This window comes from Rhodococcus sp. NPDC060176, assembly GCF_042728675.1.
GTDB lineage: Bacteria > Actinomycetota > Actinomycetes > Mycobacteriales > Mycobacteriaceae > Rhodococcus_F.
This window is the reverse complement of sequence record NZ_JBHWYS010000008.1, coordinates 26939-53041: the sequence shown is the minus strand read 5'-3', so window position 1 is coordinate 53041 and position 26103 is coordinate 26939. Positions and strand designations below refer to the sequence as shown.

Sequence of the window (26103 nt, the reverse complement as noted above, 5' to 3'; positions counted from 1 at the left end):
AACGTGCTGTGCCCGAATCATTTCGGGCACAGCACGTTCCTTTTGTATATGGCTGCGCTAAGGTCAGCGGCTCGTTGCGGCGTCCGAGAGGACGACCATCATCCGGTGCGTCGCGATCGGGGTGCGGCTGCCGCTCCACGCTGCTCGGCGGGTGCTGTACGTGGCGGCATCACGGGGGAGTAGCAGATGAGTGCCGGACAGGAGGACCTTTTCGTACTCCGCGCTGTACTGGCGAATCGCGTTGTAGCGCCGGATACGGTCCGGGAGTATCGCTGTTGCGAACACTAGGAGCGAGTATCCGGCAATGATCATCGGTCCTAGGACGAGTACCAATGTGATGGATTGGGCGTGGGCGGTGTACCAGTTGTGGACGTCGGCCGCCTGGAGTGTCAGGTAGAGCAACTTGTTCATGCCGTACAGAAATCCCAGTGTGCATGCGGCGGTCAGGACGGCAACGATGCGGCCGAGGGGTCCGGTGCGCACGCGACTTTCGCGGAGAAGTCCGACTAGGTAGTAGAGCGCGTAGGCCAAGGCGAACGTCAGTGTTCCGAGGTAGGCGCCCCAATACATGAGCAGTGGTCCGGTGGGCACGAAATCGCGGGAGACGAAGTTTGTCGGGGTGTCGGTGGCCGGGGAGAGTAGGAAGCCGGCGCCAGCAATCGCGACCATCAGCGCGGTGATCCACTGATGCCGTCTGCGGTTGAAGGTCAGAGGGCGGGCCACGGTGGCGACGGCTTCGATGATGGAACAGAACGCGAATGTTCCGAGTAGGACTGCGGTGGCGTCAGGGATGTTCCAGATGCCAGTCAGATCGTGTAGCCAGACGTCAAAGTAGTCGTCGGAGATCACCGGGATCCGAGCCGCTTGGCCCAACCCGAGCGCCAAGAGCACTTTGGTCAAGGGCCTGCTGTCTCTGTTCTCCTTCCACATTGGGATGCGGAATGCCACGAACAGCAAAAGGAGTATCGGGACGAGGGCGGCTGCCGTGTTGTAGAACGTCATCGGACCTGCCAGCCCATCATCCCGGCGAGCTGCCGAAGCAGGTTCTTCTGTGTGTCAGGGAGATCATCGGGGTAGAGCGGGGCCCTCATCTCGTCGGCTTTACCCATGATCAGCAGCGCCAACTCTTCTGCTTCCACCTCCACCGGGTGCAGAGCGCCAACAACCCGCGTGAAACAGACCTGGGAAAATGCGAGTCGGTCGATCATGTAAGGAGGCAGACTCGGTGCCACACGACGCATGTTGGCCGACAGGTACTCCCTGAATTCGGCTTTGCCCGTCCGCTGATGGGCCATGACGATATGGGCGATTTCGTGACAAATAATGTGCTCTCGGTACCCGCCATCGGCGTCACGTCGAACATAAATCACATCTCGTCGGTCGGATGGTATCCACAGACCTGTCACTTCGTCATGGAGTTCCAGGGGGAGGTCTTCGACGATGATCAACCGGCCGATGCTCAGCCCAACCTCGGCGATAAACGTCTCAATCGACCACGGGCGAGAGAACGGCAACGTATCAAGTGTGCGGCGCGCGAGTTCTTGCGGACTAGGAGCTATTTCGTCGAGCACCGTCACGGGCGAACCTCGGCGGCTGGTTTGCCGTATCGAGCGTGTGTTCGTTCGATCAGCGATGTCAATGCTGCAGCCCCCGTGGGAGACAGTTGTTCCTGCCTGGAGCGCATAGCCAACAGGCTGAAGTCCGTGCCCGCAAGTTTGAAAAACATCTCGAGCTGAACGTCGAACTTCTCGATCTCCGCACGGGTACCGCTGAGATAGCTCAGGGGAGCCTCGAAGTGTGTGGCGATCGCATCGAGCACCTCTCGCGGCGGTTCGGCGCCAGCACCGCCCCTGAGTGCCTCCATATCCGCATGAGTGAAGTTCAGGCCGGTACTCGCGGTCACTGCGTCGACTGCGCTGTCGCTGAGGTCGGTACGTCCCGATGCTTCGGCCGCGACAAACAGTTTGGTGACGCGGTCGGCGAGGGTCAGTGATGTCGTCATAACTTCCGATCTCTTCCTCTTGCTTGCCGCCAGTAGGTCGCTCGCTGGCGCGCGCCAAGTCTAAGCCCGGATCGCGACAAACCCGCATGTGCGCACGGGGCCAAGGTCCTAAGTCCTGGACTGGACCTCTGCCAAAAATCGCCTCGGGCCTCTGACTCCTGGAAGGCATTCGGGCTTGGAGAACCCGTACGCAACACTCCTCCCGACTTCACTCCCGGCTCGGAAGGAGACACCGGATGGCCGATGATTACGACGAAGACGATGCGCGTGGCGGATCGTCAGGAAAGAACGACGAGGGTGGAATCCCGGCCGGCGGGCGAATCTTGCTCGGGATTGTCGCAGCAGTGACAATCCCCGTGACGATCGCCATAACGGTCGCAGCGTTGTTGACGGTCGAACGTCGCAGGGTGCGCAGCAGATGGTGGCTGCTCTGGACGTGTGTCAGCTTCGCAGTGGCAGTGATCATGTCCGGATCGGTAGTCGGATGGTTGTTGCAACCGCTCCGGCTACCCGTGTGGCTGCTGTCAGGCCTCGCGGGACTGGATGTGTCCTCCGTCCTCGACAGATTGGGCGGGAACCTCGGCGAGGAGTTCAGCTCTCTCGCGACGTCTGAATTCGTTTCCGCAATGCTCGGCCAGCTCTTGTTCGGGTTACCTGTCGGATTCCTGATCACTGCCGTCTATACCCGGGTGCGCCGATTCAAGCGCCAAAAGCTCGGTGAAATCGAAGGACCTGAGTTCTCCGATCACCGCCCAGTAGGGGTTCTCGACAAGCGGCGCGCCAATCGCGTCGCACGGCAAATCCGGGCCGGCAATTTCACCGTCGCCCCTACCTCGGAGACGAAACGATGACCACCAACCTGACCCCATCCTTTCTGCGTGGGCCAAAGTTCCCATCGGGGCAAATCGCACTCGGTGTCGGCATCTACGGGCATCCCGTTCTGTGCCCCTTGGATACCTTCAAGCTGCCCTGCTGCGTGATCGGCGGAATGCGGACGGGCAAAACGCGCCTCGCGAACTCGATCAACTCCCAACAGGTCCGCACCACCGGTGGCGGCGCCGTAATCCTCGACTACAAAGGGGGTTTGGACATTCCCGCCTATTGGGCAGAGGTCGCTCAGCAGGAACACCGCGCATTCCATCACTTCACTCTCAACGAGAAGTCCGGTGGCGCTTACCACAGACCACATCCATATGCCCGCGCTGAACCCTCGTTTTACGACCCACTCGTACGAGGCAATGGCGATTCCAAAACATCGATGCTGCTGAACTCGGTCGACCGCGACGGTGACGCTGCCGCGTATCTACGAACCGCCGAAGACGTTGTCATGCTGGCATTCGACATCGCAGATCTGACAGGGCTCTCGGCAGGCAAGGGTGGTCTCGAAACTCTCAGCCAAGTCCTCGACATAGCGGAATTAGACAAGGCTGCAAACAAACTCACCATTGATGCCGTACTACGCGCACACCCGTCGATGAGTGAGGTAGATGCTCGAAGGCGTGTGACCATGCTGCAGCATCGCGTGTCCGAGATGAATCAGAAGACTCAGAGGGGGAGTGTCCTCGCCGGCGCGATCTCCGATAGCCAGACCACCATCTCGAAGTTTGCGAACTCCTCCGCCCTCGGTGGACGCCTCCGGCCAGGTCGCGACAACACGGACACGATCGACCTCGTGCGAGCAGTCCTCCAGGGTGAAATCATCGTGTTCTCGCTGCCTTCGAACGACTACCGGTCACTTTCGATCTTGGTTTCGACGATGGTGCTCCTCGATCTTCAGAATGCCACTTCGACGTTGCGTAAGAACATCATCGACGTGCGCCGGTTGACCGGGGATACCAGCCAGAAGGCGGACGCAACGCCATGGAAACCGTTCATCGTGCAGGTCGAGGAACTGGGGTCCGCAAAGTCGATGGCAGCAGCGAACGCCCTTCTCGGGTTGCTCAACAAGTCTTCGAACGAGGGCATTCGGGTGACTTTGTCCTCTCAAGGATGGGGAGACTTCATTGCTGTCGACGGGACGGGCGTGTGGGCTAATCAGGTGCTGCAGCTCGTCTACAACATGTTTGCGTTCCAGCTGGGATCCGAGGCTGATGACGAGACTGTCTGTGGATTCTCCGGGCAAGTCGACAAGATCAAGCCCCGTATCAAGCACGAGATTGACGTCGGCGGCCGATGGCGCCTTCGATCAGGCGCTCGTGCACTGAATGCGGGCATGACCGACTCCGTCCGCGAAACGCGAATTCCGGCGGGGACGCTGCAGGAACTGGTCAAAGATGATGAAACCGATACCCGCGAATTCGTATGGACAGCAAAGAGTCCGACATTGCGCACCACACATACGGTTCCAGAGGGGCCGAACATGTGGTTTGAACGACTGCGGTTGGTGACAGTGAAGGAGCCACCGATCAGCCACGACTTCTTCGCCGTGGCAGCTGACGTGGAAAAAGCGGAGACACAGCGAGACGAGGTGCTCGAGCACCTCGAGCAACGAGTTCGTTCAGACAAGGTGCTTGCGCACGTGCTGTCATCGGACGCTGCTGCCACCGGTGTGCCCGACTATGCCGACGGTGAATTGCAGTTGCCGGCGACCGTCACGTCCGCAGCAGTGACGTTGCCCTCTGAGGGAATCGTCGTGCCAGCGGCCGCGGACCCATGGGCGCCAGCGGCAACTCAGGCCCCCAGCCGTGTCGAGTGTCCCGTTTCAGGAAGCCGCGATCTGGCGGAGGACATTCCGCTCCCGCCAGATCCGGGTCCCGGCCCGTGGGACCGCGACTCGGTGACCGACGCGGGCGCCGACGCGGGGACTGCGACAGCTGCCACCGAGGACTGGGATGACTGGAGCTCCCCCTGGGACAACGCCACGCAACCTGAGACGGCGAACTCGCAGCCGGCGCGCGTGGAGAAGGCGACCTCTTCAATAGCGGAGCGCGGGAATCTTCCCCCTACTCCCAACGTGTCCGCACCGCTCGACGCAACTGATCTGTGAGGCTCATACATGTCTAATCCGACACCTCCACCCGGGTACCGACCGGTGCATCCCATGCCCGCCGCCAGCGAACCCAGCATGGAACATGCGAACGGACGCGACCGAAACGTCGAGCGCACTGCCACAATCCCCGTCCGGTCACCTCACAATGCACCGACCCACACGCAACAGCCAACCGCTAACACGCCCAGCCCACCTGCACGTCAACCTGCGGCGAGTCCACGCCCCACACCGCCGCCGTGGCGCGATCTTGAACCCATCGCGTACGAGTCCACCCCTCACGAGCCGCCACCGCAAACAGCCCCGACAGCCGGTAACAGCCTCTCGGGCAAGCGCAGCCAGCTCATCGCCAAAGCCCGACGACTCCGCAGCTCGACGGCCGAACCCACATACGACGGGCTCACCAACGATGACTTCGATGTACCTGCGATCGGCGGAAAGCCGTCACACGGAAAGGGACAGCAACTGCTTGTCCGTTTAGGGATCCCATTGGGTGTCCTTGCCGTGGGTACAGGGATCGCGTTTGCTGTTGGCGTCAATCAGGGTTCGTCTCGGATTCCAGCATCGGGTGCGATTTCGCAGGACGAGGCTTTGCGTTTTCGGTTGTCCGCGTTTCCGGTTGAACAGGCGGCAGCGTTCGGGCAGCGATATCTCGATATTTGCCTGACCCGTCCTGCTGGTGCAGATGTTGGGGCGGCGCGCATTCGCACTGAGGCACTCGCGCGGATGGCGACGTCCGGAACCGATTCGGGCTGTGGCTATTCGGGGACGGCTACTGCGGAGGCCGCGGAACCGCGGAACGTGATGTTCACCGGTGAAGTGAAATCGGTAAAGGGATACAACGCGGGATCTGCTGCGTACCTTACTTATTCGGTTGTATACGACACCGAAACTGTCGTCGACGCGGTTGTACCGGTCTGGGTCAATGATCGCGCCGATCCCACGCAAATGCGCGTTGTCGGAAATGTGGGGTTCATGCCCTCGAATCGCCTCGGAGCGCCACCGTCGTACACCGAAACACGCACAAAAGACTCGGCGTTGTCAGGCCAATTGAAGGACACCGTAATCGCACCTTTCCTGCTGGCGTGGGGAAGTTCCGACGGGCAGCAGCTGAACCTGACACTGACCGAGGACGCGACGTTCACCGCACGGGCCGGACTACGGGGAGTGCTGGTGAGCCCTTCGATAACCGGGGTGACCGTGTACACCGGTCGTTCGGTGACTGGGGGAGGCATCAAGTACGAGTCCGGCGATGAGGTCATCGCTGAGACGCACGTGCAGTGGACTAACTCTCTGACGAACACCAAACAGTCAGCGTCGTATCAGATTCGAGTGCGGCAGGTTCAGGGCAAATGGGCAGTGGTCGACGTCATCGGATCGGCCCTCGACCCGACCGGTGGCGCAGTGCCGAATACGGCCGGCTCGTCCGACAAATCCGAGAGCGGTTCGACGACGACGTCTCCGAGTAGTGCAACTTCGTCGCGGCCACCGGCTCCGAGCACGCCGCCGAGCTCACGGCCCGGGGAGTTCGATCCTGCTGGTGTCCCTGGCTGACCCCGGTATCCCGCTGGTGGATAACACCTGCAAGGGGTCGCCCGGAACAGGCGCCTTCAACTTTGGATCTCGGGGGTGGAGAACCCGCGTGGGATTGTCCACGCGACATCGAATGACAGCCGTCGGCCGAGGTCAGACACCTACGGAAGGAACATGGCATGTGGGATCAACTTGCGTCCGTTGCGGCGGACCCTTCGGTGACAGTGCTCGCCCAGACGAGCGACGGATGGGGCGGCCTCCAGGGGATGCTCGACTCCGTCCAGGACAACATGATGGAGCTCGGCCTGACGATCCTGGGCATCCTCGGCATCATCATCGCGATCAAGGTCGGCGGTGCTGGTAAGGGAAAAATGCGCGAGTCTGTCGAATCGATCGGTATTTGGGGGCTCGCAGGGTTGGTCATCGGCCTGGCCCTTTTCGTCCCAGGCGTCTTGTCCAAGGTCGGCCGGGACGTCGGCTCCAGCACTGGAGGCGGCAACGTTTCCGTCGTCGATGGTCAATAGGTAGTCGCGATGGCAGCCAATGACGACACCAGGATCATTTCCCACGACTGGACCGACCTGTTTCGGCACCGGTCTCGCCAGTTCACGATGGACCAGTACTCACTGGGCCCAGGTGTGGACTTCGTTGGCGCGGGGTGGGCGCTTGGCGCCTTCGCGCTCACCGGCGGAGGCCTGACTTGGTTCCTTAGGAAAGTCGACTTTCCGTGGTGGTGGGTCGGACTGGTTATCGGTGTCGTCGTCGCTGTCATCGCGTACACCCTCTTGTCCAAAGACACAGGAGGCAAGGTCACCCCTTTGGAGGGGGCAGCGCTGTGGCTCGATTACTGGTTGTTTCAGCCCGCGATGCTGCAGGGAGAAGGCGCAGACGACTATCCCACCGACTTGCACTGGCAGGTGCTCTTCTTCCGACCTGAGGACATGCCGCCTCATCATGACGCGTTCCCACCCGCTGTCCCGTACGGCACCCGCAGGAAGTAGGCACACACATGACCGTCCTCCTTGTCGTTTTGGTCATCGGCGCCCCACTCGCGTACTACCTCTCACGCAGGCGGCAGGTAAAGCAAGCGAAAAACGCGCATGCACTCGCAGCTCGACAGAAGACCGCCTCGGTGTCGTTACGGTCGCCGATCCAGCGCACCACACACGAAGATCGCGAACGGTTGCCGTACCGCTACGCCGACGACCTGATCTTCCTTCACGGGGACAGCGTGTGGACCGGACTCAAACTGGCCGGTACCACGGACGAGTACCTCACTGATGGGGAGAAGGCGAATGCTGCGGAAGTCGTCGCGCACACGTACAACACCCTGCTGGCAGTTTTCCGGGGCTCGTCAGTTTTATGTCACGAGCTAATCCGCTATCGCCCCTCCTCCACGGAAGAGTGGCAGCGTGGGTATCTCAAGTCCCTGTGGCATCCCAGCAGATTATTCAAGCAACTGATCCCGCAGGTATCGGAGCTGTTGACCGAGTCGACACCAGAGCGTCAACGATTCTTGATGGTGCGACTGGGCGATTTCACGGGCGAATCCGTACCTGATCCACTGTCGTCGATCGCCACTCATGTCACGGGAATTTCAGACGAGCACTTCCGTAGTTCCGATCTTCAGCCGTTCCGTGACCTGGCGATCCGCGTCCACATGCAGTTGGCGCCCTTCCGTGCCACACCCTGCACCCGCGGGGATCTGATCTGGCTGATCCGCAAGACCTTGTCAGGGCATCGGTTCCCTTCCGAGCAACCGATTTTGTCATCGAAGCCCCTGCGTAACAGCTTCTTTGACATGGCAGTCAATTTCCGCGGCCGCAACGGGCAGGACTACGTCGAGATCTTCGATTCAGATCCGGACACTGGTGAAGACCGGTCGACCTTCGCGACGACACTCGTTGTCGGCAGTGCATCCCCGATGGTCGAATTCAATCCTGCTATCGCCTGGGGCCCCATCCTTGCTCAGTTGCCGCGTGCGACGGAACTCTCATGGCGATACGAACTGCTCACGGCGGTCGACTTCAAAGACCGTGCTCTCAAGGTCGCGAAAAATGTCAAAGACGAACAGCGTGACCGCACCAAGGGCGCCGCGAACGAGGATCCCGCCTTCGACGCCAAATACGAACGCGCGGAGATGTTGTTCGAGGAAGCGAGCGCCCAACCCCAGCCTGCGATGATCGGCCGGTTGAGGCTGGTGTTGTCCGCCGCCTCGCCTCGAGAACTCGCTGCTGCGGAGGAAGACGTTCGGACTGCGATGGGCGACATCGAAATGGTTCGCGTGCCGCGCGCCCAGTCCGCACTTCTCAAAGAGCAATTGCCGGGCGATTTCCACGGCAAGGTGTTCGGCGGTCTCATCGCGTCGAAGAGTGGTGGTGTGCAGATCGGCGAGCGTGTCACCGACGTGTGGGCGCCGGCGGTGGCCCGTCTCGACTCCAACGACCAGGTCGGTGACGCGGTCCAATCCGAGCGGGGCCGTACCCGAGGCTGGCGAGGGTTCCCCATCGGATACACCTACAGCAACGGTTCACCAGCACACTTCGGCATGCACGTGCAGGTCGCCAGGGACCGCGGTGCCGGCATCGCGATCATCGGTGCATCCGGTGGCGGCAAGTCGACGCTGGCGTTGTTGATGTACTTCTGGGAGTCCGAATCCGGTACTCAATGCATGGTGCTCGACCCGAAGAACGACTTCGAAAAATTCACGTACTACATCGCTTTCGGGCATCAGGTGATGGATCCGGACTTCCAGAAGGAAACCGAATCTGGGATTCTCGGCACGCCGCAGTCGAAGTTCGAGCCGATCAATGCAGCGTTCTGGCATGACACGACGATCGTCAGCCTCGCTCGTGGTGTCGCTGGTCAGATGGATGCGTGGTCGCTGTGCAAGTCCTATGCGGATGCCGACGATCTCGCGCGCGGTCAGATCGAGGTTCTCTTCAAGGATGACAAGGACCGCGCAGTCGCCGAGCTGGGCCTTGTTGCCATGAAGGAGGCGTACGAGGCGCAGCAGAGCGGTCAGCTCCTCGAAGGTGTGGATCCGTTCGTGCCGTCGATGGGAGCTTTGGAGACGTTCCTCGTCGTGAAGCGCGCTGGCCTCGAGAAGATGGCTGTCAATATTGAGAACCCAAATGCGCTGGGAGCGATCGAGAAGATCGAACGCTATGACCGGGTGATCAACCGCTTCAAACGGGCGCGTGCCACCAAATACGCGAAACTGCTCGTCGGCAACGGCACGCAGGTCGACATGGGTGATATGAGTCGCCGGCGGGTGATCTTCACGATGCACGGATTCACACCGCCGCAGAAGCCTGACGAACCAATGTCCTGGTCAGAGTCCGATTGTAATGCTGCTGCGGCGATGTTCACCGCTCTGTCGCTGGTGCAGAACCTTTTTGACGACACCCCGATCCGGAACCCGGTGACGGGGATGATGGCGGTGCCGCCGCGCGCACTGTTCGTCGACGAGGGGTACATGATCGCCAGGCAGAAGACAGGCCAGGGGATCCTGTCGCGGGGTCTACGTCAGGGGCGCTCGTTGAACCTTGTGATCGTGTTCATCTCTCAGCAGCCCCGTGACGTTCAGGAGCTGGAGCAGCAAGCAAAAGACGCAGGTGAAGCGGACACCAACCAGTTCGGCACAGTCTTCATCTTCAGACAGAAGTCGCCGGCTGAAGCTGGGCTCGCGCTCCAGCTGCTGCGGGACACCAGTGGTGACAACACCTCTGAGACCGCCTCGCTTGCCCGCAAACTCCTGGAAGAGGGAAGCGGCGGATTGCTGCGCGGAGGGCGCTGTGTCATGCGTGATGTCGACAACCGGGTCTCGACGATCTCGGTGGATCAGATGTTCGCCGAGCTGGCACGAGCCACCGAGACGAACGCCGCCGCCCGCCCGCTGGCTCAGTCGCAACCGATCCCCAGCGATGGGCGGATGTGGGAGATCGATCCGACGACGATGTTGGAGGTTCGGACCGGCATCCGAGAAGCCCACGGCCACACGTACGAGAACGCCGACGACATCGAACTCGACCCCGAGTGGGAAGAGTTCATTCGCCAGAACGAGGCAGCTCTCGAAGAGGCGAACTTCGAAGCTGACCAGCAGCTCGCCGAGCTCTACGGCGACGGCTACACAGATATGGAAGAGGTTTCCTGATGGCGGTCGTACAGCAGCGGGATACCGGTTGGCAGGGCTCTGTGACCTCGGTTGCCATGCGGGCAGCAGAGGTCATGGCCGCACCGAGATTCACGCTGCGACTGTCGATGTGGTTCGCAGTCGCGATTGTCGCCGGCGGGATCTTGAACGCCACAGGTCTCTCGTCTTCGCTGGTGATCGCTGCGGTCATCGCAGTGATCGGCGTGACCGCCTATGCATGGAAGCGGAATTCGTCAGCGGTACTGGCTGTGGCATCGACGGTGTTCTTGTCCGGCGCGGTGGTCGCTGTCGGCGGAACATCGTCTGCGGCGACGCTGATCGACGGAGGCTTCGCGCATTACGCGGCATATCTCGTCGGGTTGTGGGCTATCGCGTTGCTGGTACTGCGCTCACCGCGCACCGGTGTCTCACCTGCGATCACGGTGGGCTTGGCGCAGTTGGTGTTGATGGCGACACTGCCTGTTCAGACGTGGACGAAGTCGTCAGGCGCCGCAGTGGGAGGACTTCTCCTCGCCTTGGTGGTGGTGTGGTGGCGGCTGAGGTTGGCGCCGACCGCGGAACTGCCCGCGTCGGGGCGGATGCGGTTCGTGGTCCGCGTCCAACGGATTGTCACGGCTGTGGTCGCGGCAGCACTGTTGGCGGGCACGATGATGCTCGGTTCCGTGGCCCCGGCACAGGCTTTCGGTCTGTCGAGCATCATCGGATCGATCACCGAACCCGTACAGGAAGCGATGTGTGGGCTGACTGCTCCCAACCTCGAGCAGCAACCGGTCGGTGCGGGGCCGGAAAGTTGGTTTTCGAATAAGAATCTGGCTGGCGCTACGGACTCGAAAACTGGGCAGGTCTCGGAGAACGCTGCCGACGTCACATTGGTTGCCAATGAAGACATGACCAAGTACACGCTCTATGAGATTGCCGGGCTTCGCGGCATGGATTGGGTGAATTGGCAGTACTCACCGAGTCCGGAGGATCCGGTCAAGCCGGATATGTGCAGCATCCCGGCGTGGATGTGGACTATGGCCGGCAACGCGGTCTTCACCGTCAACCTGTATTTGCTCCAAGCTACGATCGCACTCAAAGAGTTTGCACAAGGACCGAATCCTGTTGCGTGGCTTTACGACAAGTCCGATTCACTGGTCGCGAACTTCTTCGTCTCTGGCGCCGTGCCAATCATGTCGATAGCTGTGATCTGCAGTGCCCTAGCCGTCGGTTTCGCGGCAGTGCGTGGCGGAGGCCGCGAAGCGCTCGGAAAAGTTGCGGCATCGATGGGCGTGATGGTTCTCGGCGGTGTGATCTTCGGAGGTCTTGCGCTGAGCGACAATGGCGGCCCGAGCATGGAGAATCCGAACGGCTCTGGCTTCTACACCATTGCGAGCACGCTTGACTCGACGATCGGTGGCCTCAACTCCGCCGTCACGACCGGAGTTCTGAGCAACATCAGCACTGATTCCGGTGAAGAATTCTGCCACGTTCCTTCTGGCGACGATTCCAAATTGGGTCAGCGGTTGTCATCGTGTGTCCTCGCCGAAACACTCGCCTACCGGCCATGGGCGCTCGGCCAGTTCGGTCCGAGCGGCTCTGAAGCAATCTTCGTTGATTCGGCCACCCAGCAGACACAGGGGAATCCTGTTCAAGGGGTGCGCTATGGCGATGATGCGAAGATCGCAGGCGAGGGCCTGCCGTGCTACACCAATCTCGATATGTGCCATGACCTGCGGTCCTACTTGATCGTTCAGCAAGGTGGCCCGTCAATCGGCAACCAGATCACCGAATGCCTCGGTGGCGGCTCACCCGAAGGTCGTGAACAGGCCGAGCAGTGCGTTCCGTATTTCGCGGCAGCGAAGGTTCTGGCCGATCGTGTGAACGCCACAGCAGAGAGCGCTGACGACGCACCGGCCGCACCTGAATCCTCGGTCGACGCCAGAACGCTGTACAACTCATTCACTGGTACCAACGGTCTGCAGCGCCTCACCCAGGCGTCCTCGTCTTTGGTCGGCACGCTGGTAATCGCCATTGCTCTCATATCGCTGTCGATCATCACACTCGTCTGGCACGTCACATTGTTCGCGCTGTTCATGATCGGCCCGGTAGTCCTGGCCGCCGCCACATTCTCCGGCAAAAGCCATCTAGCCAAAGAGTGGGCCTTCAACGTCCTCCACACATTTTCCGCGCGGGCTGTCTACGGGCTGGTCATGACGCTGATCATCTTCCTGATTTGCCTGGTATTCCGGTCCAAGCTGGAAGATTTCATGAAAATCCTCATCGTTGGGATGGTGCTGTTCGGATTCTGGAAGCTGATCCGCAAGGTCGACGAAATGATCCGGCCACAGGCCGGCACCATGAATATGAATGTTGCCGACAAGACGCGCGAGGGCATGACGAAGGCCACCGGCGCACGGCAACTCAACAACGCCGCCTCTCGCAAGATCTCGCAAGCTCCACGGGCGTTGAACAACGGCGCCAAGCGAGCAATCCCCGGAGCTGCTCAGGCAGGCAAGAGCGCCACATTGGCAACAGGTCGTGTGGTGCGTGGAGCAGGTGTGGGCACGGTCAATGCTCTCGGCGGCACGCACAAGGCGAATCTTGATTCTGTGCGGGACCAGAAGGGCGTGGCTCGGGTGACTGCGCGCCGAATGGTCACGGCGCCGATCACCGGCACTGGCGGGGCGATTCGCGGCGCTTACCAAGGCGCTCGCGGAAGGACCCCGACGTACAACGGGGCCGGCACCAACAGGGCCGTCGATACGACAGCGCGTGTTGGCAAGGAAGTACGGTTCCAAGCTCAATTCGCGGCGATGCGTACGAAGGACTGGGGGAACCGCAAGTTGAATCCGTCCAGGCAGGTAGCCGCGCAGCAGTACAAGACCGAACAGGAAGCCAAGCGCAACGCCGGGAAAAAATCCTGATCGAGCGCAGCGTGGTTCTCCACTGATCTAGATCGGTGGAGAACCACGCAGCTACACACAACCTCACAGTCGTTGCGAAGGACAATCCATGGACCACACCCAAGACACCCCAACTCAACCGGCCGCGGGCGGCGCTCACTCCGCCGAAACTCTCAATGGTGCGGAAGATTTCGCATCCATGGGGGAGTTCACCCCCAGCACGGACCCTGATCCCGCGGGGGATGACTTCGCAGCCGCCATGGCCGCATACGATTCAGCCGAGGAAGCCCCCTACAGCGACGACGACGACGTGGTCTTCGCATTTGAGCCGCAGGTGTTATTCGATACCGACACCGGCGATACTCGGCTCTCTGTTCTGTTGCCCATCGACGATGACACGGTGCAGCAGATTCATGTTCCCCTCGATGCACCTACGATGGCTGCGCTCGTCGACGGATTCGCCGAAGCCAGGGGTGTTCAGCGGAGGCAAACCGTTGCCGGTGGGGCGGATTCTGACTCGATCGACCCACTCGAAAACGATGCGGCACCCCGCCGCAGCGGAATCGGGAGCCTGCGCGAGAGTGTCGCCGGCCGCAAGATGGTCGATCCGGCCGGCCTCGGCCGACTTAAGGAAGACGATTTCCCCGAGTTGATCCTCGGTATCCCCCGCCAGCGGTTCTTCCTCGTTGTGATCGGGGTGGTGATGTTCATGTCATTCCTGCTCGCCCTACTCACGTAACGCTCAAGAGTTAGTCGCGGGCCGCGCCAATTCTCTTCTGGCGCGGCCCCTCTGTGTGGAGAACCCATACGCAAAGCTGCCCGGGATCACACAACTCCGGAGGGCCGAGGAATTCCCATGGGCAGCAAAACCAGCATGGACGAGTTGCAGGTACGGCGCCACGCCGCCACCGCAATCGACCGCATCGGACAAGCACTGGCGACAAGACTGCGTGCACGACTCGCGCTGTGGGTGGTCCTGATGCTCATGGCCACAGGCCTTTCGACTTCAGAATCAGCCACAGTAGGACGGTTCGGTACCCGGCTCGCAGGAATTTTCCTGGCACTGGTGGCCCTCGAGCTCGCATCGGCTGCAGTTCTGTGGGGATGGCGCCGACTGCGTCGGAGCCGTCGTGGCGGTCTCCGATGAAGCGACTCTTCGCGGCCATCACTCTCTGCGTCGCCTTCTTGGCGCTCACTGGCTGCGCAGACGATCCGCCCTCGCCATCGAATCCTCACACATCCATTGGGGCAGGGGAGGGACTCACCGGCAGTTCCGAGCCGAGTCACAGCTTCACCACAGTTGATGAGGTCGCTGCCGTCGAGTTAGCGACAAAATTCATCAAGGCCTACGGAACATTCACGCCCGCAGCCCCACAGCCTGGTCAAACCTGGATCAACTCATGGCGTAAGTGGGCAGACAAGAACGTCATCGAGCAAGCGACAGACACGTTCGACGCGATGTGGGGATGGACCTGGGATCAACAAGTACAAGCGCAAGACGTCACACCCACGCTCCCCGCATCAGTGACGGACCAGGGCTTCGGAACCCTCAAGATTCAAATCCCTTCCAAACGCTACGTGCTCGGACTTCTGGCCCGCCGGATCGAGGACGGGCACTGGCAGAACGTGGACTTCGAAGTCGTTGTCGGACCCAAGAAACCCGGCATCGACGGCGCCGAGTTGACGGTCTACAAAATTGCCTTCGCGGTCACGGGCGGCGCCTGAGATGTGGGTTGTAGCAGGAAAGCTCGCAAGTAAGGCCGCCGTCGGAGCCGCGAAGAAGGCCGCCGGAACCATGGCGGGCAAAAGTGGGGGCGGTGGCCAGGCGCCAAAGAAGCGATGGCCGCTATACGTCACAATCGCTGGAGCACTCGCTGCACTATGCGCGATCGCCATGTTGATGATCGGCACTGTGTTCTCGAGTATTTTCGGGGCAATCGCCGGAACGACGGCCACCGCTTCCGCTGATTGTGGCGTCAGCCGCGACCGGGTCTCCGCCTTCGGCGGCTCCGGCGGATCTCTGTCCGGTGTCCGCGCCGGATCGTTGGCGTTTCCACTGGCACAAGGCACCTACACGATCAGCTCGGGCTGGGGCATGCGCGACGGCGACATGCATAACGGCACCGACTTCGCAGCGCCCGAAGGCACCCCCATCTACGCACCCGCCGACGGCGAGGTAACGCTGGTCGCGACAGACCCGGGCGGCTACGGTAACTGGATTGTCGTGCGCCACAACCTCAACGGCGAAACAGTAGACACTCTGTACGGCCACATGTTCGATGACGGGGTTCTCGTCAAGGTCGGCGACCAAGTACGCGGTGGCCAGCATATCGCCAACGTCGGAAACGCCGGATCCTCCACTGGCGCACACCTGCATTTCTCTCTTCATCCCGGCGGCTACGAGAGCTACGCGAACGGCGTGGATCCACTCCCATGGCTCAAGCAGGACCTACCGACGTCGGCTGGCGGAACACAGTTACCCGTTACTCGGGCACCGCCGGCGGATCCCGCGACCCCTGCACCGGTCGATGACCCCTTCCGTGCACTGACCGCGGACCCGAATACCGAACTCGCGCCCCTCCCCGCAGACAAAGGCACCGAGGCCGGTGCCCAGGTCGACAGCGTCAGAGTCATGCGGGTCATCGCACAGAAGTTCCCCGAAATCACCGACATCGGCGGCCTGCGCCCCGGCGATCCCGGCGCACATGGCGAAGGCCGCGCCGTCGACATCATGATCCCCGGCTTCGACACGCCGAAAGGCAAGGAACTCGGCGACAACATCGTCACCTACCTGCAGGAGCACAAAGACGCCCTGCACATTGACGATCTGATTTGGCAGCAACGTTACTGGGCCGGCGGCGAGTGGTCCGACATGGAAGACCGCCACTCACCCACCCAAAACCACTACGACCATGTACATGTCACAGTCGCAGGCGGCGGAACACCCACATCCAGCACTAACTACGGCACACTTCCCGGCGGCGCAGATCGCGGAACCGTCACTCTCGCAACCAATTTCGGCTCCAGCAGCGCAGACTGCGTCAAGCCCACCGCAAGCGGCTCCGGCGTAGGCCTCGCCGAAGGCACCGTACCTGAGAAGTATCGCGCCGCCATCATCGCGGCCGGCAACGTCTGCCCGGAAATCGGGCCACCGGTGATCGCTGCACAAGCAGAACAGGAATCGGGATTCCAAGAGGAAGTGGTCAGTACCGGCGATGGAGTCAATGAGGGTGGAGCTCTGGGATTTTCGCAATTCATGCCCGGAACGTGGGCGTCGATGGGCGTCGACTCGGGACTGGACAAGGACGGCCAGCCGGAACCACCGAACGCGCCGGACGCCTTCAACCCCTTCGATGCGATCGCCTCCCAGGGCCAGTACATGTGCTACATCGTCGACTTCATCAAACCGCACGTTGAAAGTGGTGAAGTCAAGGGCGACATCGTCGATCTGGCCCTTGCCGGCTACAACGGCGGTGAGGGCGCAGTCGTCATGTACGGAGGTATCCCTCCATTCGGCCAGACCCAGGCATACGTGCCGTCTATCCGCGAGAAGATGAAGAAATACACCGCCGACCTCAGCGCTCCCCAACCCGCAACTCCTGGAGGACCCGAGATCAACGTCGCCGGAACACCGTTCGCGCGCGCCGTCATCGCCGCTGCGTCGACCCAACAGGGACTGCCGTATGTGTGGGGAGGTGGAAACCAAACTGGCCCCACCACCGGTGACGGTGCCACCGGCGAAACCGGATTCGACTGCTCCGGCCTCGTCCAGTACGCCGTCGCGCAGGCATCGAACCAGCGCACCATCCTCTCCCGCGGCACTTGGGACCAAGTCAAGGAAGGAACCGCAGTAGCGAAAGCAGATATCCAGCCAGGCGATGCGGTCTTCTCCAACGGCACCGGCCACGTCGCGATCTGGATCGGCGACGGAAAAGTAATCGAGGCATCAACATTCGGTGTCCCACTCCGAGTAAATCCATTCGACCTCAACAACGCCGAAAACATCAGGAGGTACGGATAATGGTCTACACCCACCGCCGGATAACCGTGGCACTAGCGGCAGCACTGACGACCACCACACTCCTCATCGCAGGATGCAGTTCGTCTGAACCGAACGTCTCACCTCAAACCACCGAAGCACGACCGGCGAAGGTGATTCCGTATTCGCTGCCCACACTCGAGCTGTCCGATGTCGACACCAGTAACCCCGACGAAGTCGCTCTAGCCTTCGCGGAGACCGCATACACGCTGTTACCGAGTGTCGATCGGAACCAGAACGAGGGAATGGTTCGCGCCTCAGTGGTCTTGACCGACCAACTTTCGGCAGGTGTCCGCGCATTCGACCCTCCGACAGGTCCTGGGTACGACTGGAACCAGTGGGCGAAGAATCGCGCGATTGTCAACGCGTCTGCTGAGGTTGGTACGCAGGAGGTTCCACCCCAAACAGCCACGAACGCATACCGCATGCTGCAAGTCACCCAAACAATCGAAAGTGCAGCGAAGTTCATCGCGAGGAAGTCGTTCGTCCTACTCGTCAGCATGCTCAGCACGCCCGGTGGTTGGAGAGTTGACCGGATCACGCAGCTTTGACGTCGGATCGTGGCAGAGTTGCCACGATCCGGCCCAACGCGGCCGCGAAGTCAGCACGGCCATCCGCGAACGTCGGAAAGCGATGTCGGAGAGCGCGCACATGATGCTCGGACCTCCGTGGTTTCGCCTCCGCTGGAGCAGAACGCCACGCCAATTCCGTCTGCCACCATTCCCACACCAGCGATTCCGCGGTGTACAGGCGCCGACGAGCATCCACAACACCAGCAACTCCCAGCTCGGTGGCCGCAGCATGAAGAGCGCCCCCGAGTTGCCGCACCGCGTGCCCGGACCGGGTGATCAGCCCGTGGGCGTGGAGGAGAGCCTGGTGCTCGCGGACTGTGGGCGCGGAGAGGCCGGTTGCTTGGGTGAGGGACGACAGGCTGGTGTGGCCGGCAAGGATGGCACGGTGGGTGGACCCGCAGCTGGAACCGAGGCCATTGCGTGTCCAGAGGTCGTGGCGGGCGTGTCGCAGGGTGGCGAGGAGCTGTTGGGGCAGTTGGGGGGTGGGTACCCCTTGTGATTCAAGTGATTGCAGAGACTGAGGCTGAAGCAATTGGTACCTATCTGATTGAAGTCCGCCGGGGGTTGCAATCCGGTTGATCCAGCCTGCTTCGCGTAGCCATTTGAGGGAGCGTGATGCCGTTGGCTGTGTTACGCCCGCTGAGAGGGCAAGGCGGCGTTGGTCAATGTCGAACTCTGCGGCACCGGTTTCGCATGCGATGAGGCAAAGTGCGTCAAGCACGGACCGGCGGTGGACTCCGGCTTCGGTACCCCAAACGCCCTTGTGCGCGCTCGCCGCTTGCTGAATTGAATGAGCGCGCCGCAGTCCTACCGACAGGACGGTTGTGAGCTTCTGCGCCCTGTTCGCGTTCCACGTACGGAACTTGTCATTGGCGCGCTTCCATTGCCGGATGGTGAAGTCTGCGGCATCAGCACGGGCTGAGCGACTAGAGCCAGAGGTACGGCCTGTGCGTAGATACTCGAGGGCTGGCGCCGTCGACGCGGCGGCTAAGACATCCGCGCGTGTCCATCCCGCTGCAGCCATACGAAGCAAGAGGCTGAACGCTTGACGACTGTGGTCCGCGGCGCCGTCGACGGGGATCTGTAGCGCAGACGCTAGCGCAGCGTCTGGACGCACAGCGTCGTTTGACCGCATTTTCAAGCCGTGACCACGAGTAGGCACGATTGCCGGCCCGGTCAACGTCTCGTATGGGGAAACCGATACGCGATCTCGCCGCGGTGCGGCGGCAACTCCGGCGGTGGTCAACACCTTGAGCTGTACGCGTAGGTGGTTCCGGAGGCGCCGGAGATCTGCGGCGTGTGTGCCCGCTGCGAAACGCGCAAGGTCCTCGATGCGAGTCTCGTCGTCGACTGCAACAGGGGTCGAGAACCCACCTCGACGGTGCGTGGCACCAGGGATGCGGGTGCACCCAGTGCGTGGGTTAGTCAGTGCGGAGATATCAAGAGTGGGGTGGAGTTCTTTGACGAGTTCAGCAAGCGAACGGATCATTCGAGGGGCGACGTTCTCGTTCAAGAGGATCCAGATGTGGCGTCCCCACTCGCTGCCGGATGCGGTCATCAAGTACGGGATACCGAGTGCACGGAGTGCCGCGGAAAACGCGACAGCATCGGCGATTGAAGGCACCAGACCTGGCGACGATGGTCTGCGCGGTGCATCAAAATCGAACGCCAGCAGTCTGAATGCGCCGTGTTTGTCCGCGAGATACATCGCGATCGGCTCGTCGGGAAGCTGGTCAGGGAGCGGCGCATCAGCATAGATGTGCCCGCGTGTCGCGTCGATTCGGCACGAATTTCGTGGCGTCCAAGCGCGAAATGCCTGGTAAAAGACGTCGCGCCATGGAGGTGGTGTGACAGTTGTGACGGTCTTGTGTTGTGTGCTCGATGGAACAGCGCGCGTAGATGCGCTACCATCGAGGAATCCTGGTCGCACAGGAAAACCCCTTTGGAGAGGGAACCGCGGATCAGAGTTGGTAGCTCTGCCCGTACATGAACACCGATCCTGGAGTTGGTAGCTCCGGGATGGCTATGACAGGCCCCGCCTTCGAGCGGGGCTTAGCCATATCTGAGGGTGGTAATTCTCAGTATGCAGACAGCATGATTCGCGGCTCTGATGGAATTGTGGGTACTACCATGTGCCGGGTCCGACGTGGACGAGTGAAGATCCGGCGAGCTTCATCAGCCGGTCATTTGCAACTGCCGCCCTTCGTCCGCGAACTGCGGTAGTCCGACAGCATGTGCCAAGAGATGGATCGCAATATCCGGACGTTTGAGTCCAGCTTCCCGCGCCATTCGGTCCAGGGTGTCTACGACAGTGCTCGGTGCTCGAAATTTCATGATTTCGAGTTCGCCCGGCGCCGAGACCGGGATAGTCCCTGCTAGGGATCCAAAATCGAAGAGTGGCATCTCGCTGAGAACGAGATCTGGATGTCCAGCTGCCTCTGATAGCAAATCAGCGGTGGTCCGACTCATTGGCAGACCCCGCCGATCCGCGTATGCGGAAAGGCAGTCGACTAGCGCTTTGGGCGCGTGGAATCGGAGCTGCGTCCGATCGCCGAGATGCGGTTGGGCCATGCGGATCATTTAACCGGATACCAGGTACAGACCGTTCAGCGACACGCCGATACCAGGTATCGCGTTTGTGTTGACCGTTGATTCTTTCACCGGCGACGGAAACTGAAACTCCGGGAGAACCCCGCTCCTACGGTTGTTCCATGAGTGAAGCAGACGCGTTCTCCTCTTCGCCGGCGGCGAGACCCACCGGTGGCGACAGCCCATCGGTCGCCGGCGGCTCGCTTAGAGCGCGTGTCCACGCGCAACGACGAGCTCTCCGCGTGCTCACTGCGCACTTTGCACTCACAGTCGTGGCGATCACGACAGCAGCTACCACCGCAGCGCTGATGTTCATTATCTCTTTCCCCGACGCTCTTTCATTCGGGGCATACTCCGCGGCCACCATCGCTCTCGTCTACGGCGCCGTGACCTTTCCTCGGCGAGCTGTTGGTGTCGCTCTCGGCCTAGCTGCGTCAGCAGCGGTGCTCTGGGTCTCCTCGCGCTATCACGTCGACGCCCTCATCACATGGACTGCAGTCGGAGCGGCCGCGTGGACGACCGCATCAGTCTTCAACACCCGACGTAGTCGCCGTAGCCCCTATCTGCCCGCCTCGACTGCATTGGCGGTGACGCCCCTATCTATGGGGATCGTGTCCGCCCTCGATTGGAACGCGTGGTTGTGGGCCCTGCCGGCAGCTGCCGCCGGCCTCGCAGCAGTCGCCTGGCGAGCGGAATGGATCGTCACGTTCAGAGCACGACGCGCAGCAGTGAGATCGCATATCAAGTACCGCACCGGATATCACCTGACCTCTCGACCGGAAGGTGACGGCCGCTGGATGAATGAGGCAAACCTGGAAGTCGGCGCAGACGCCGAGGCTCTTACGGCCGCCCAACTCTCACGGCTCGGCGATCCCTGGCACGTCCTGCACTCTCGGTCACTGCACAACACTGCCGCTGACGCCGACCACATCGTGATCGGCCCGGGCGGAGTGGTCTTGGTGGACTCGAAGTACCGGTCCGGCCACTTCGAATGCCACCCGTGGGTAGCTGAAGACGGCACTACCGGCGCCGACTGGGCATACAACGGCGCCCCAGTCATGACTGATCTGGTGGGATCCGCTTTGTTCGAAGCCGACAAAATCGCGTGGGCCTTCCACGCCGATGATGTCCCAGGCCAACCGGTCCCTGTTGTCCTTGCGATACACGGTGCCCGGATGAACGTTCCCTGGGGCGAGTTGATCATCGAATTCACCGCTCAAGCGGAAACGGAGGGCGACCCAAACGAGCAACAGGTCACTGACACGAAGACCGTCACACTTGTCGACGCAACGCACCTCGCCGAGTACCTCCGTCAGCTACCCGCACGCCGGTTCACCAGCCCATCGACGAGGGAGTTCGCCGCAGGTGAAGCCGCCGGGCAGTCACTCGAAGAGATCGAATTGGCCGCACAACGCCGATACATCCGGGACCTCGCGACCGTCGCCGAGCACCTGTTCGTTCCGGTATCTGCCGACTGACCCATCCGCCGTCCAGCGAGCCGACACGATCTACGCGAGTTAAGCCCGGAACTTCCAGCCCAGCTACGGTAGAGCCACATAAAGGACACATAGAGGCCACAAGAAGGGGAATCTGGTGACAAAGAACAGAGGACTGGCAGCTGCTGTGGCCGTCACCGCGGTCGCGGTGCTCGTCACAGCCTGCAGCGGCGGATCTGACACGCCCGAGGAGGGCACTGGGTCTGAAACATCCACGCAGGCAGCGAGCATTGCTCCCATCCCGGCCTCACCCGTAACCACAGAGAAGAAGCTGGGAGATACCAGCGCGACCGTGGAATCGGAGGATGCGTTCCTCGCTTCGCTGAAGCCAGACCCCTGCTCGTCGACGCTCACGGACGGCATCGAAGCGATCCTGCAAAACTACCAGCGGGTGGAACGGGCCTTTGGGGCCACAGTCAACGCCACTGATATCAACATCAGCGGAACAGCGGGCTCTTCGCCCGGGGGAATGCCGCAGTGCACTTACACCGTCACCGGGGCCGGAACACTGAGTTCGATCCGATTCGCGGGTGTCACTGCTGCAGATAACATTCCCGAGCCCGGCCGGTTGCAGTGGGACGATGTGATCGCCAAGTCCGCGAGCGAGAAGCCGACGGGGGTTGCCGACCCGATTCCTCGGTGCCGGAGCACCGACGAGTTCCTTCGCACGGTTCAAGAGATGGGCCCGAATCCTGCGCTCCTCACTTCAGAAGTTGGGGAGGAGCCTCGGATTGTGGATCGACGTGCATCGACAGAGCTGGGCCAAATCGGTGTTAACGCTGCGCTGACGACGTCCTCCGCCGTGGAGGCACAGCTTCGCTGTGACCGGCACAAGGGAATGGTTCTGTCGCGGCCCGATGGTCAGTCACCCGATTGGTTGGTGCAGACAGTGATGTCGACGCCGGCCGGCGTCGACAGCCAAACTTGGAAAGCTATGCGCAGGACTGCCAAACTCATTGCCCAATGGGTCGCGGGCGGCACTGTGACCGACCAAGAGCTCGCCGCGGTCAACTCCAAATAGTCTGGTTCGCAGTACATTCCTCAAATCAATTCGAATGTACAAGCCACCGACCACGAAGTGAGGCCCCGCACCAAGACTGGTGCGGGGCCTCACCTGTGTTCGTCAGAAGTTGCGGCGGATCAGATCCTCGAACGCCTGTGACTCTTCTGAAGACGCTGACGTGGAGGAGTTTTCCGGTTCGTCGTCCTCGGGCAGGGCCACCTCGGATTCCGAGAATTGTTTCTCCGAAGGAGAACCTGAAGCGGCCGCAGGCGCATCCCACCAGCCAGCCGGAGCCGCGGACGGGCCAGCGGCAGCGACCATGGGCTCGGTGTTCATGTTGCTCGCGGATAGGCCGCTGGCAGCGGACCTTTCACGGCGTAGCTGCTGGAGGTTGTCCCACTGCACGATGGCCAACCCGAACAAAGTCCATGACTGAGTGACGAGTATCGCGGCCATCGGCAGGGCCGCCATCCATGAGGGCACGCCGGCCCAGAGGAGCACTCCGACAGGGATGGTCATCAGCGCGGTGAGCATCATCGTGAGCCACCAGATTGGTTCGGAGATCGCGGTTTTGACCATCGCGACCGCAAACACGAGAGCGATGGCACCGCCGATCAGGTGAATCAGGGCAGAGAACACGGTGCGCTCCTTTTCGTCGTCTACTTGTCGCTGGGGGTCGAGCTTTCACTCGCCACGGTAGTTGGAACAATCGTCCGTGTTGCAGTTCCAGTCCCGGGTGCGCTTTCAGTCGTGGAAGTGCTTGAGGTGGTGCGTGTCCCGAGTTTGGTGGTCAGGAAGTCGGCCGACCATGTCAGTGCGTCTCGGCCTTTCGAATCGACGACGAGTTTCCCGTAGTCCGTGTGAGCACCCCCTGAGTAGAAGGAGATAGCGCGGGATGCGGACTTTGTGACATCGGCGACGTTGAAGGACTTGGAGAGGTCTGCAACTGCCCCGAGATCGAGGCCGCTGAGGACGCCGCTGGTGTCGGCCGCGATCGCGATGGTGTCCAGTACCAGTGGCGGAATGGCAAGTAGGTCACCACTCATCAGGTATTTGACCATCAGTGCTGCGTTCTGGGCGAGTGCTGTCAGATCGAGGGCGTTGATGACCTTCAGTACGTCCCCCGCTAGTCGTTCGGGAGTTCCCAGGGGCATGGTTGCGAGGATGGCGATGAGTGGATCAAGGTCGACCGAGTCGACGGCTTCGACGACACCGATGAGCTTCGCGTTGAGGGCGTTGATGGTGTCGGGCATCGCGATGAAGTTGCCAGTTGTGGCGAGGCCACCGATACCGATCATGTCGTTGACGATGCCTTGAAAGTCGATTCGCGCGACTTTGCCGGATGTCAGGGATGCCTGACGCATCAGGGAAACGGGCTGGATTCCCCGAACAATGCGCGAGGCTGCGGTGATGTCGCCTCCGCCCAGTCCGACAAGCGGGCCCACCTGATCGGTCAAGGTCGCCGCCGCTTCGCCGAGTTGATCAGCGCCGAGAGAGTCTGCGCCGTCAGCGATCTTGTCTAGCGTCTTGCTCAGATTGTCGACGTCGACGTTCTTGACGGACCCCAGGACTGTGCTGGCCCTGAACTGTGCGGTGTCCTGTTCGAAGTCGGCCAAGGTCGCGGCGGCATAGCCCTCGTTGATGTTTCGCGTGAGATCTCGGAAGACTGTTGTCTGCGACTTCGTTTCGTTGGCGATGGTGCGAGCTCCGGCTCGGTCACCGGCCGCGAGAGCCTTCTCGATCTTCGCGGGTGCGGTCTTGATCGCCTCGACGTTGAGTTCTCCGAGGTTTGTTGCTGTCGCGAGGTCGGCAGGGTTGGTCGCTGCCTCCTTGTCGTCGCCCCCTGTCATGCCGGTGTTTCCGAGGACGGTGCCGAGAGAGTTCAGCAATCCGTCGTCCGAGGGAGTCGCGCAGTACAGGTCTGGTGCCGGATCGCAGATGGTGACGACGTCGAGATCGCCGAATCCTTCGCTGCGCGGCCCGACGATGCCGTGTCCCGGCGGGTTGGGGCCGACCACGGTCTCGCCTTTGGTTCCGCGTCCCGGGTCAGCGATCAGTACGGTTGCGCGCAGCTTGGATGCGGTGATCGGACCCCGGCCCTGGGCGATGTTCTCGGCGATATCGCCAGCGATATCGGCGCCTTGGCTGTATCCGATGATCGAGAAGACCGTTGCGGGGCATCGGGCGGCGCGCTGACGCAGGGTGTCGGTAACCGATTTCACTCCGTCTGCTTTGCTGTCCGCATATGGCACACCTTGATCGAAGGCCGTCGCTTCGTACGCGGGATAGACGGATGCGACTGTGTCGCCGAGTTTTTCTTCTACTTTGTCGGTGATGGGCTTGAGCATTCCGACGGGCACGTCCGGGTTGGCGTTCTTGTTCGTCTCCCAGGTCCCGGAGACGGCAACAATTTCGCTGGGAGAGCACGATCCGGGTTTGGCTTGGATCGGGGCGGCGGTGACCGCGCTGGCGCCGATCACCGTGATAAATGCGAGCGCTGTGGTGGTGATGCGCGCGATCAGTGTGCCGTGTGGCGTCATCGGGTTTCGTCTCCTGGGCGACGGGTGGCATGGTTCCCGATCGACGCTATCGGCACGGTAGGTCGAACCTATGTGCGTTTCCCGGGATCCATTGGTGTGGACTCGGCCACGATGACAGTCGGGTTCTCCAGCGGAGACGCGCTGAGGGGAGGATGCCGAGCGGGTGAGCGCCGGCGTGGCCGGCGCTCACGGGCTATATCGGATCACCGCACCCATCTGCCGTAGGCAGAAGCACGGGGCGTACACGAACTGAATCATGCACGGCCGCACGGTCTAGTCACGCTAGCCGCCAGCACAGTCGA

At 61.4% G+C, this 26103-nt stretch carries 20 protein-coding genes; 14 read left to right on the top strand and 6 right to left on the bottom strand.

Going from position 1 to position 26103, the window contains the following annotated elements:
- Positions 1–63: 63 nt before the first annotated feature.
- The 3 genes from ACFWEM_RS27645 to ACFWEM_RS27635 are packed head-to-tail and all read right to left on the bottom strand — an operon-like array spanning position 64 to position 2002.
- Entirely contained in the window at positions 64–1002 is a 939-nt protein-coding gene (locus ACFWEM_RS27645; protein WP_378538959.1) for a hypothetical protein, read from the bottom strand.
- The gene (locus ACFWEM_RS27640) at positions 999–1577 is read right to left on the bottom strand and encodes a hypothetical protein (RefSeq protein WP_378538958.1); all 579 of its coding nucleotides are present in this window, start codon (positions 1575–1577) and stop codon (positions 999–1001) included. The genes ACFWEM_RS27645 and ACFWEM_RS27640 overlap by 4 nt, the downstream gene beginning before the upstream one ends.
- Complete coding sequence (locus ACFWEM_RS27635) at positions 1574–2002, bottom strand: hypothetical protein (RefSeq protein WP_378538957.1); 429 nt, start codon at positions 2000–2002, stop codon at positions 1574–1576. The genes ACFWEM_RS27640 and ACFWEM_RS27635 overlap by 4 nt, the downstream gene beginning before the upstream one ends.
- Positions 2003–2238: 236 nt before the next feature.
- On the opposite strand from ACFWEM_RS27635, the gene ACFWEM_RS27630 reads away from it, so the two are divergent.
- The 12 genes from ACFWEM_RS27630 to ACFWEM_RS27575 all read left to right on the top strand — a co-directional run bounded on the left by ACFWEM_RS27630 (position 2239) and on the right by ACFWEM_RS27575 (position 18152).
- Complete coding sequence (locus tag ACFWEM_RS27630; protein ID WP_378538956.1) at positions 2239–2853, top strand: hypothetical protein; 615 nt, start codon at positions 2239–2241, stop codon at positions 2851–2853.
- The gene (locus ACFWEM_RS27625) at positions 2850–4988 is read left to right on the top strand and encodes a hypothetical protein (RefSeq protein WP_378538955.1); all 2139 of its coding nucleotides are present in this window, start codon (positions 2850–2852) and stop codon (positions 4986–4988) included. The genes ACFWEM_RS27630 and ACFWEM_RS27625 overlap by 4 nt, the downstream gene beginning before the upstream one ends.
- Positions 4989–4997: 9 nt before the next feature.
- Entirely contained in the window at positions 4998–6542 is a 1545-nt protein-coding gene (locus ACFWEM_RS27620) for a conjugal transfer protein (RefSeq protein ID WP_378538954.1), read from the top strand.
- A gap of 158 nt (positions 6543–6700) precedes the next feature.
- On the top strand, positions 6701–7045 hold the full coding sequence (locus ACFWEM_RS27615; RefSeq protein WP_378538953.1) for a hypothetical protein: 345 nt from the start codon (positions 6701–6703) through the stop codon (positions 7043–7045).
- Positions 7046–7054: 9 nt separating this feature from the next.
- A complete protein-coding gene (locus tag ACFWEM_RS27610) occupies positions 7055–7522 on the top strand; it encodes a hypothetical protein (RefSeq protein WP_378538952.1) in 468 nt (155 codons plus the stop codon).
- Between the two features lie 8 nt (positions 7523–7530).
- Positions 7531–10677, top strand: coding sequence for an ATP-binding protein (locus tag ACFWEM_RS27605; protein ID WP_378538951.1), 3147 nt, complete (start codon positions 7531–7533; stop codon positions 10675–10677).
- A complete protein-coding gene (locus ACFWEM_RS27600; protein WP_378538950.1) occupies positions 10677–13583 on the top strand; it encodes a DUF3488 domain-containing protein in 2907 nt (968 codons plus the stop codon). The genes ACFWEM_RS27605 and ACFWEM_RS27600 overlap by 1 nt, the downstream gene beginning before the upstream one ends.
- An 88-nt stretch (positions 13584–13671) precedes the next feature.
- Positions 13672–14301, top strand: a complete 630-nt coding sequence (locus ACFWEM_RS27595) for a hypothetical protein (protein ID WP_378538949.1) — start codon at positions 13672–13674, stop codon at positions 14299–14301.
- Between the two features lie 117 nt (positions 14302–14418).
- Positions 14419–14709 carry a hypothetical protein gene (locus ACFWEM_RS27590; RefSeq protein ID WP_378538948.1) on the top strand — a complete coding sequence of 97 codons (291 nt, stop codon included), beginning with the start codon at positions 14419–14421 and terminating at the stop codon, positions 14707–14709.
- Complete coding sequence (locus ACFWEM_RS27585; protein WP_378538947.1) at positions 14706–15287, top strand: hypothetical protein; 582 nt, start codon at positions 14706–14708, stop codon at positions 15285–15287. The genes ACFWEM_RS27590 and ACFWEM_RS27585 overlap by 4 nt, the downstream gene beginning before the upstream one ends.
- Before the next feature lies 1 nt (position 15288).
- Complete coding sequence (locus ACFWEM_RS27580) at positions 15289–17583, top strand: peptidoglycan DD-metalloendopeptidase family protein (protein WP_378538946.1); 2295 nt, start codon at positions 15289–15291, stop codon at positions 17581–17583.
- Positions 17583–18152, top strand: a complete 570-nt coding sequence (locus ACFWEM_RS27575) for a hypothetical protein (RefSeq protein ID WP_378538945.1) — start codon at positions 17583–17585, stop codon at positions 18150–18152. Before ACFWEM_RS27580 ends, ACFWEM_RS27575 begins: the two co-directional genes overlap by 1 nt.
- Here the strand turns inward: ACFWEM_RS27575 and ACFWEM_RS27570 are convergent.
- Positions 18139–19881: a hypothetical protein gene (locus ACFWEM_RS27570; RefSeq protein ID WP_378538944.1), complete on the bottom strand. Its 1743-nt coding sequence runs from the start codon at positions 19879–19881 to the stop codon at positions 18139–18141. The genes ACFWEM_RS27575 and ACFWEM_RS27570 overlap by 14 nt on opposite strands.
- A 1003-nt stretch (positions 19882–20884) precedes the next feature.
- Here ACFWEM_RS27570 and ACFWEM_RS27565 point away from each other — a divergent pair.
- On the top strand, positions 20885–22240 hold the full coding sequence (locus tag ACFWEM_RS27565) for a nuclease-related domain-containing protein (RefSeq protein WP_378538943.1): 1356 nt from the start codon (positions 20885–20887) through the stop codon (positions 22238–22240).
- Between the two features lie 115 nt (positions 22241–22355).
- The gene (locus tag ACFWEM_RS27560) at positions 22356–23279 is read left to right on the top strand and encodes a hypothetical protein (protein ID WP_378538942.1); all 924 of its coding nucleotides are present in this window, start codon (positions 22356–22358) and stop codon (positions 23277–23279) included.
- Positions 23280–23381: 102 nt separating this feature from the next.
- On the opposite strand, the gene ACFWEM_RS27555 is transcribed toward ACFWEM_RS27560, so the two are convergent.
- Positions 23382–23900 (bottom strand): hypothetical protein, encoded by a 519-nt coding sequence (locus tag ACFWEM_RS27555; protein ID WP_378538941.1) that lies wholly within the window; start codon positions 23898–23900, stop codon positions 23382–23384.
- A gap of 20 nt (positions 23901–23920) precedes the next feature.
- Entirely contained in the window at positions 23921–25801 is a 1881-nt protein-coding gene (locus ACFWEM_RS27550; protein ID WP_378538940.1) for a cutinase family protein, read from the bottom strand.
- Positions 25802–26103: the final 302 nt, after the last annotated feature.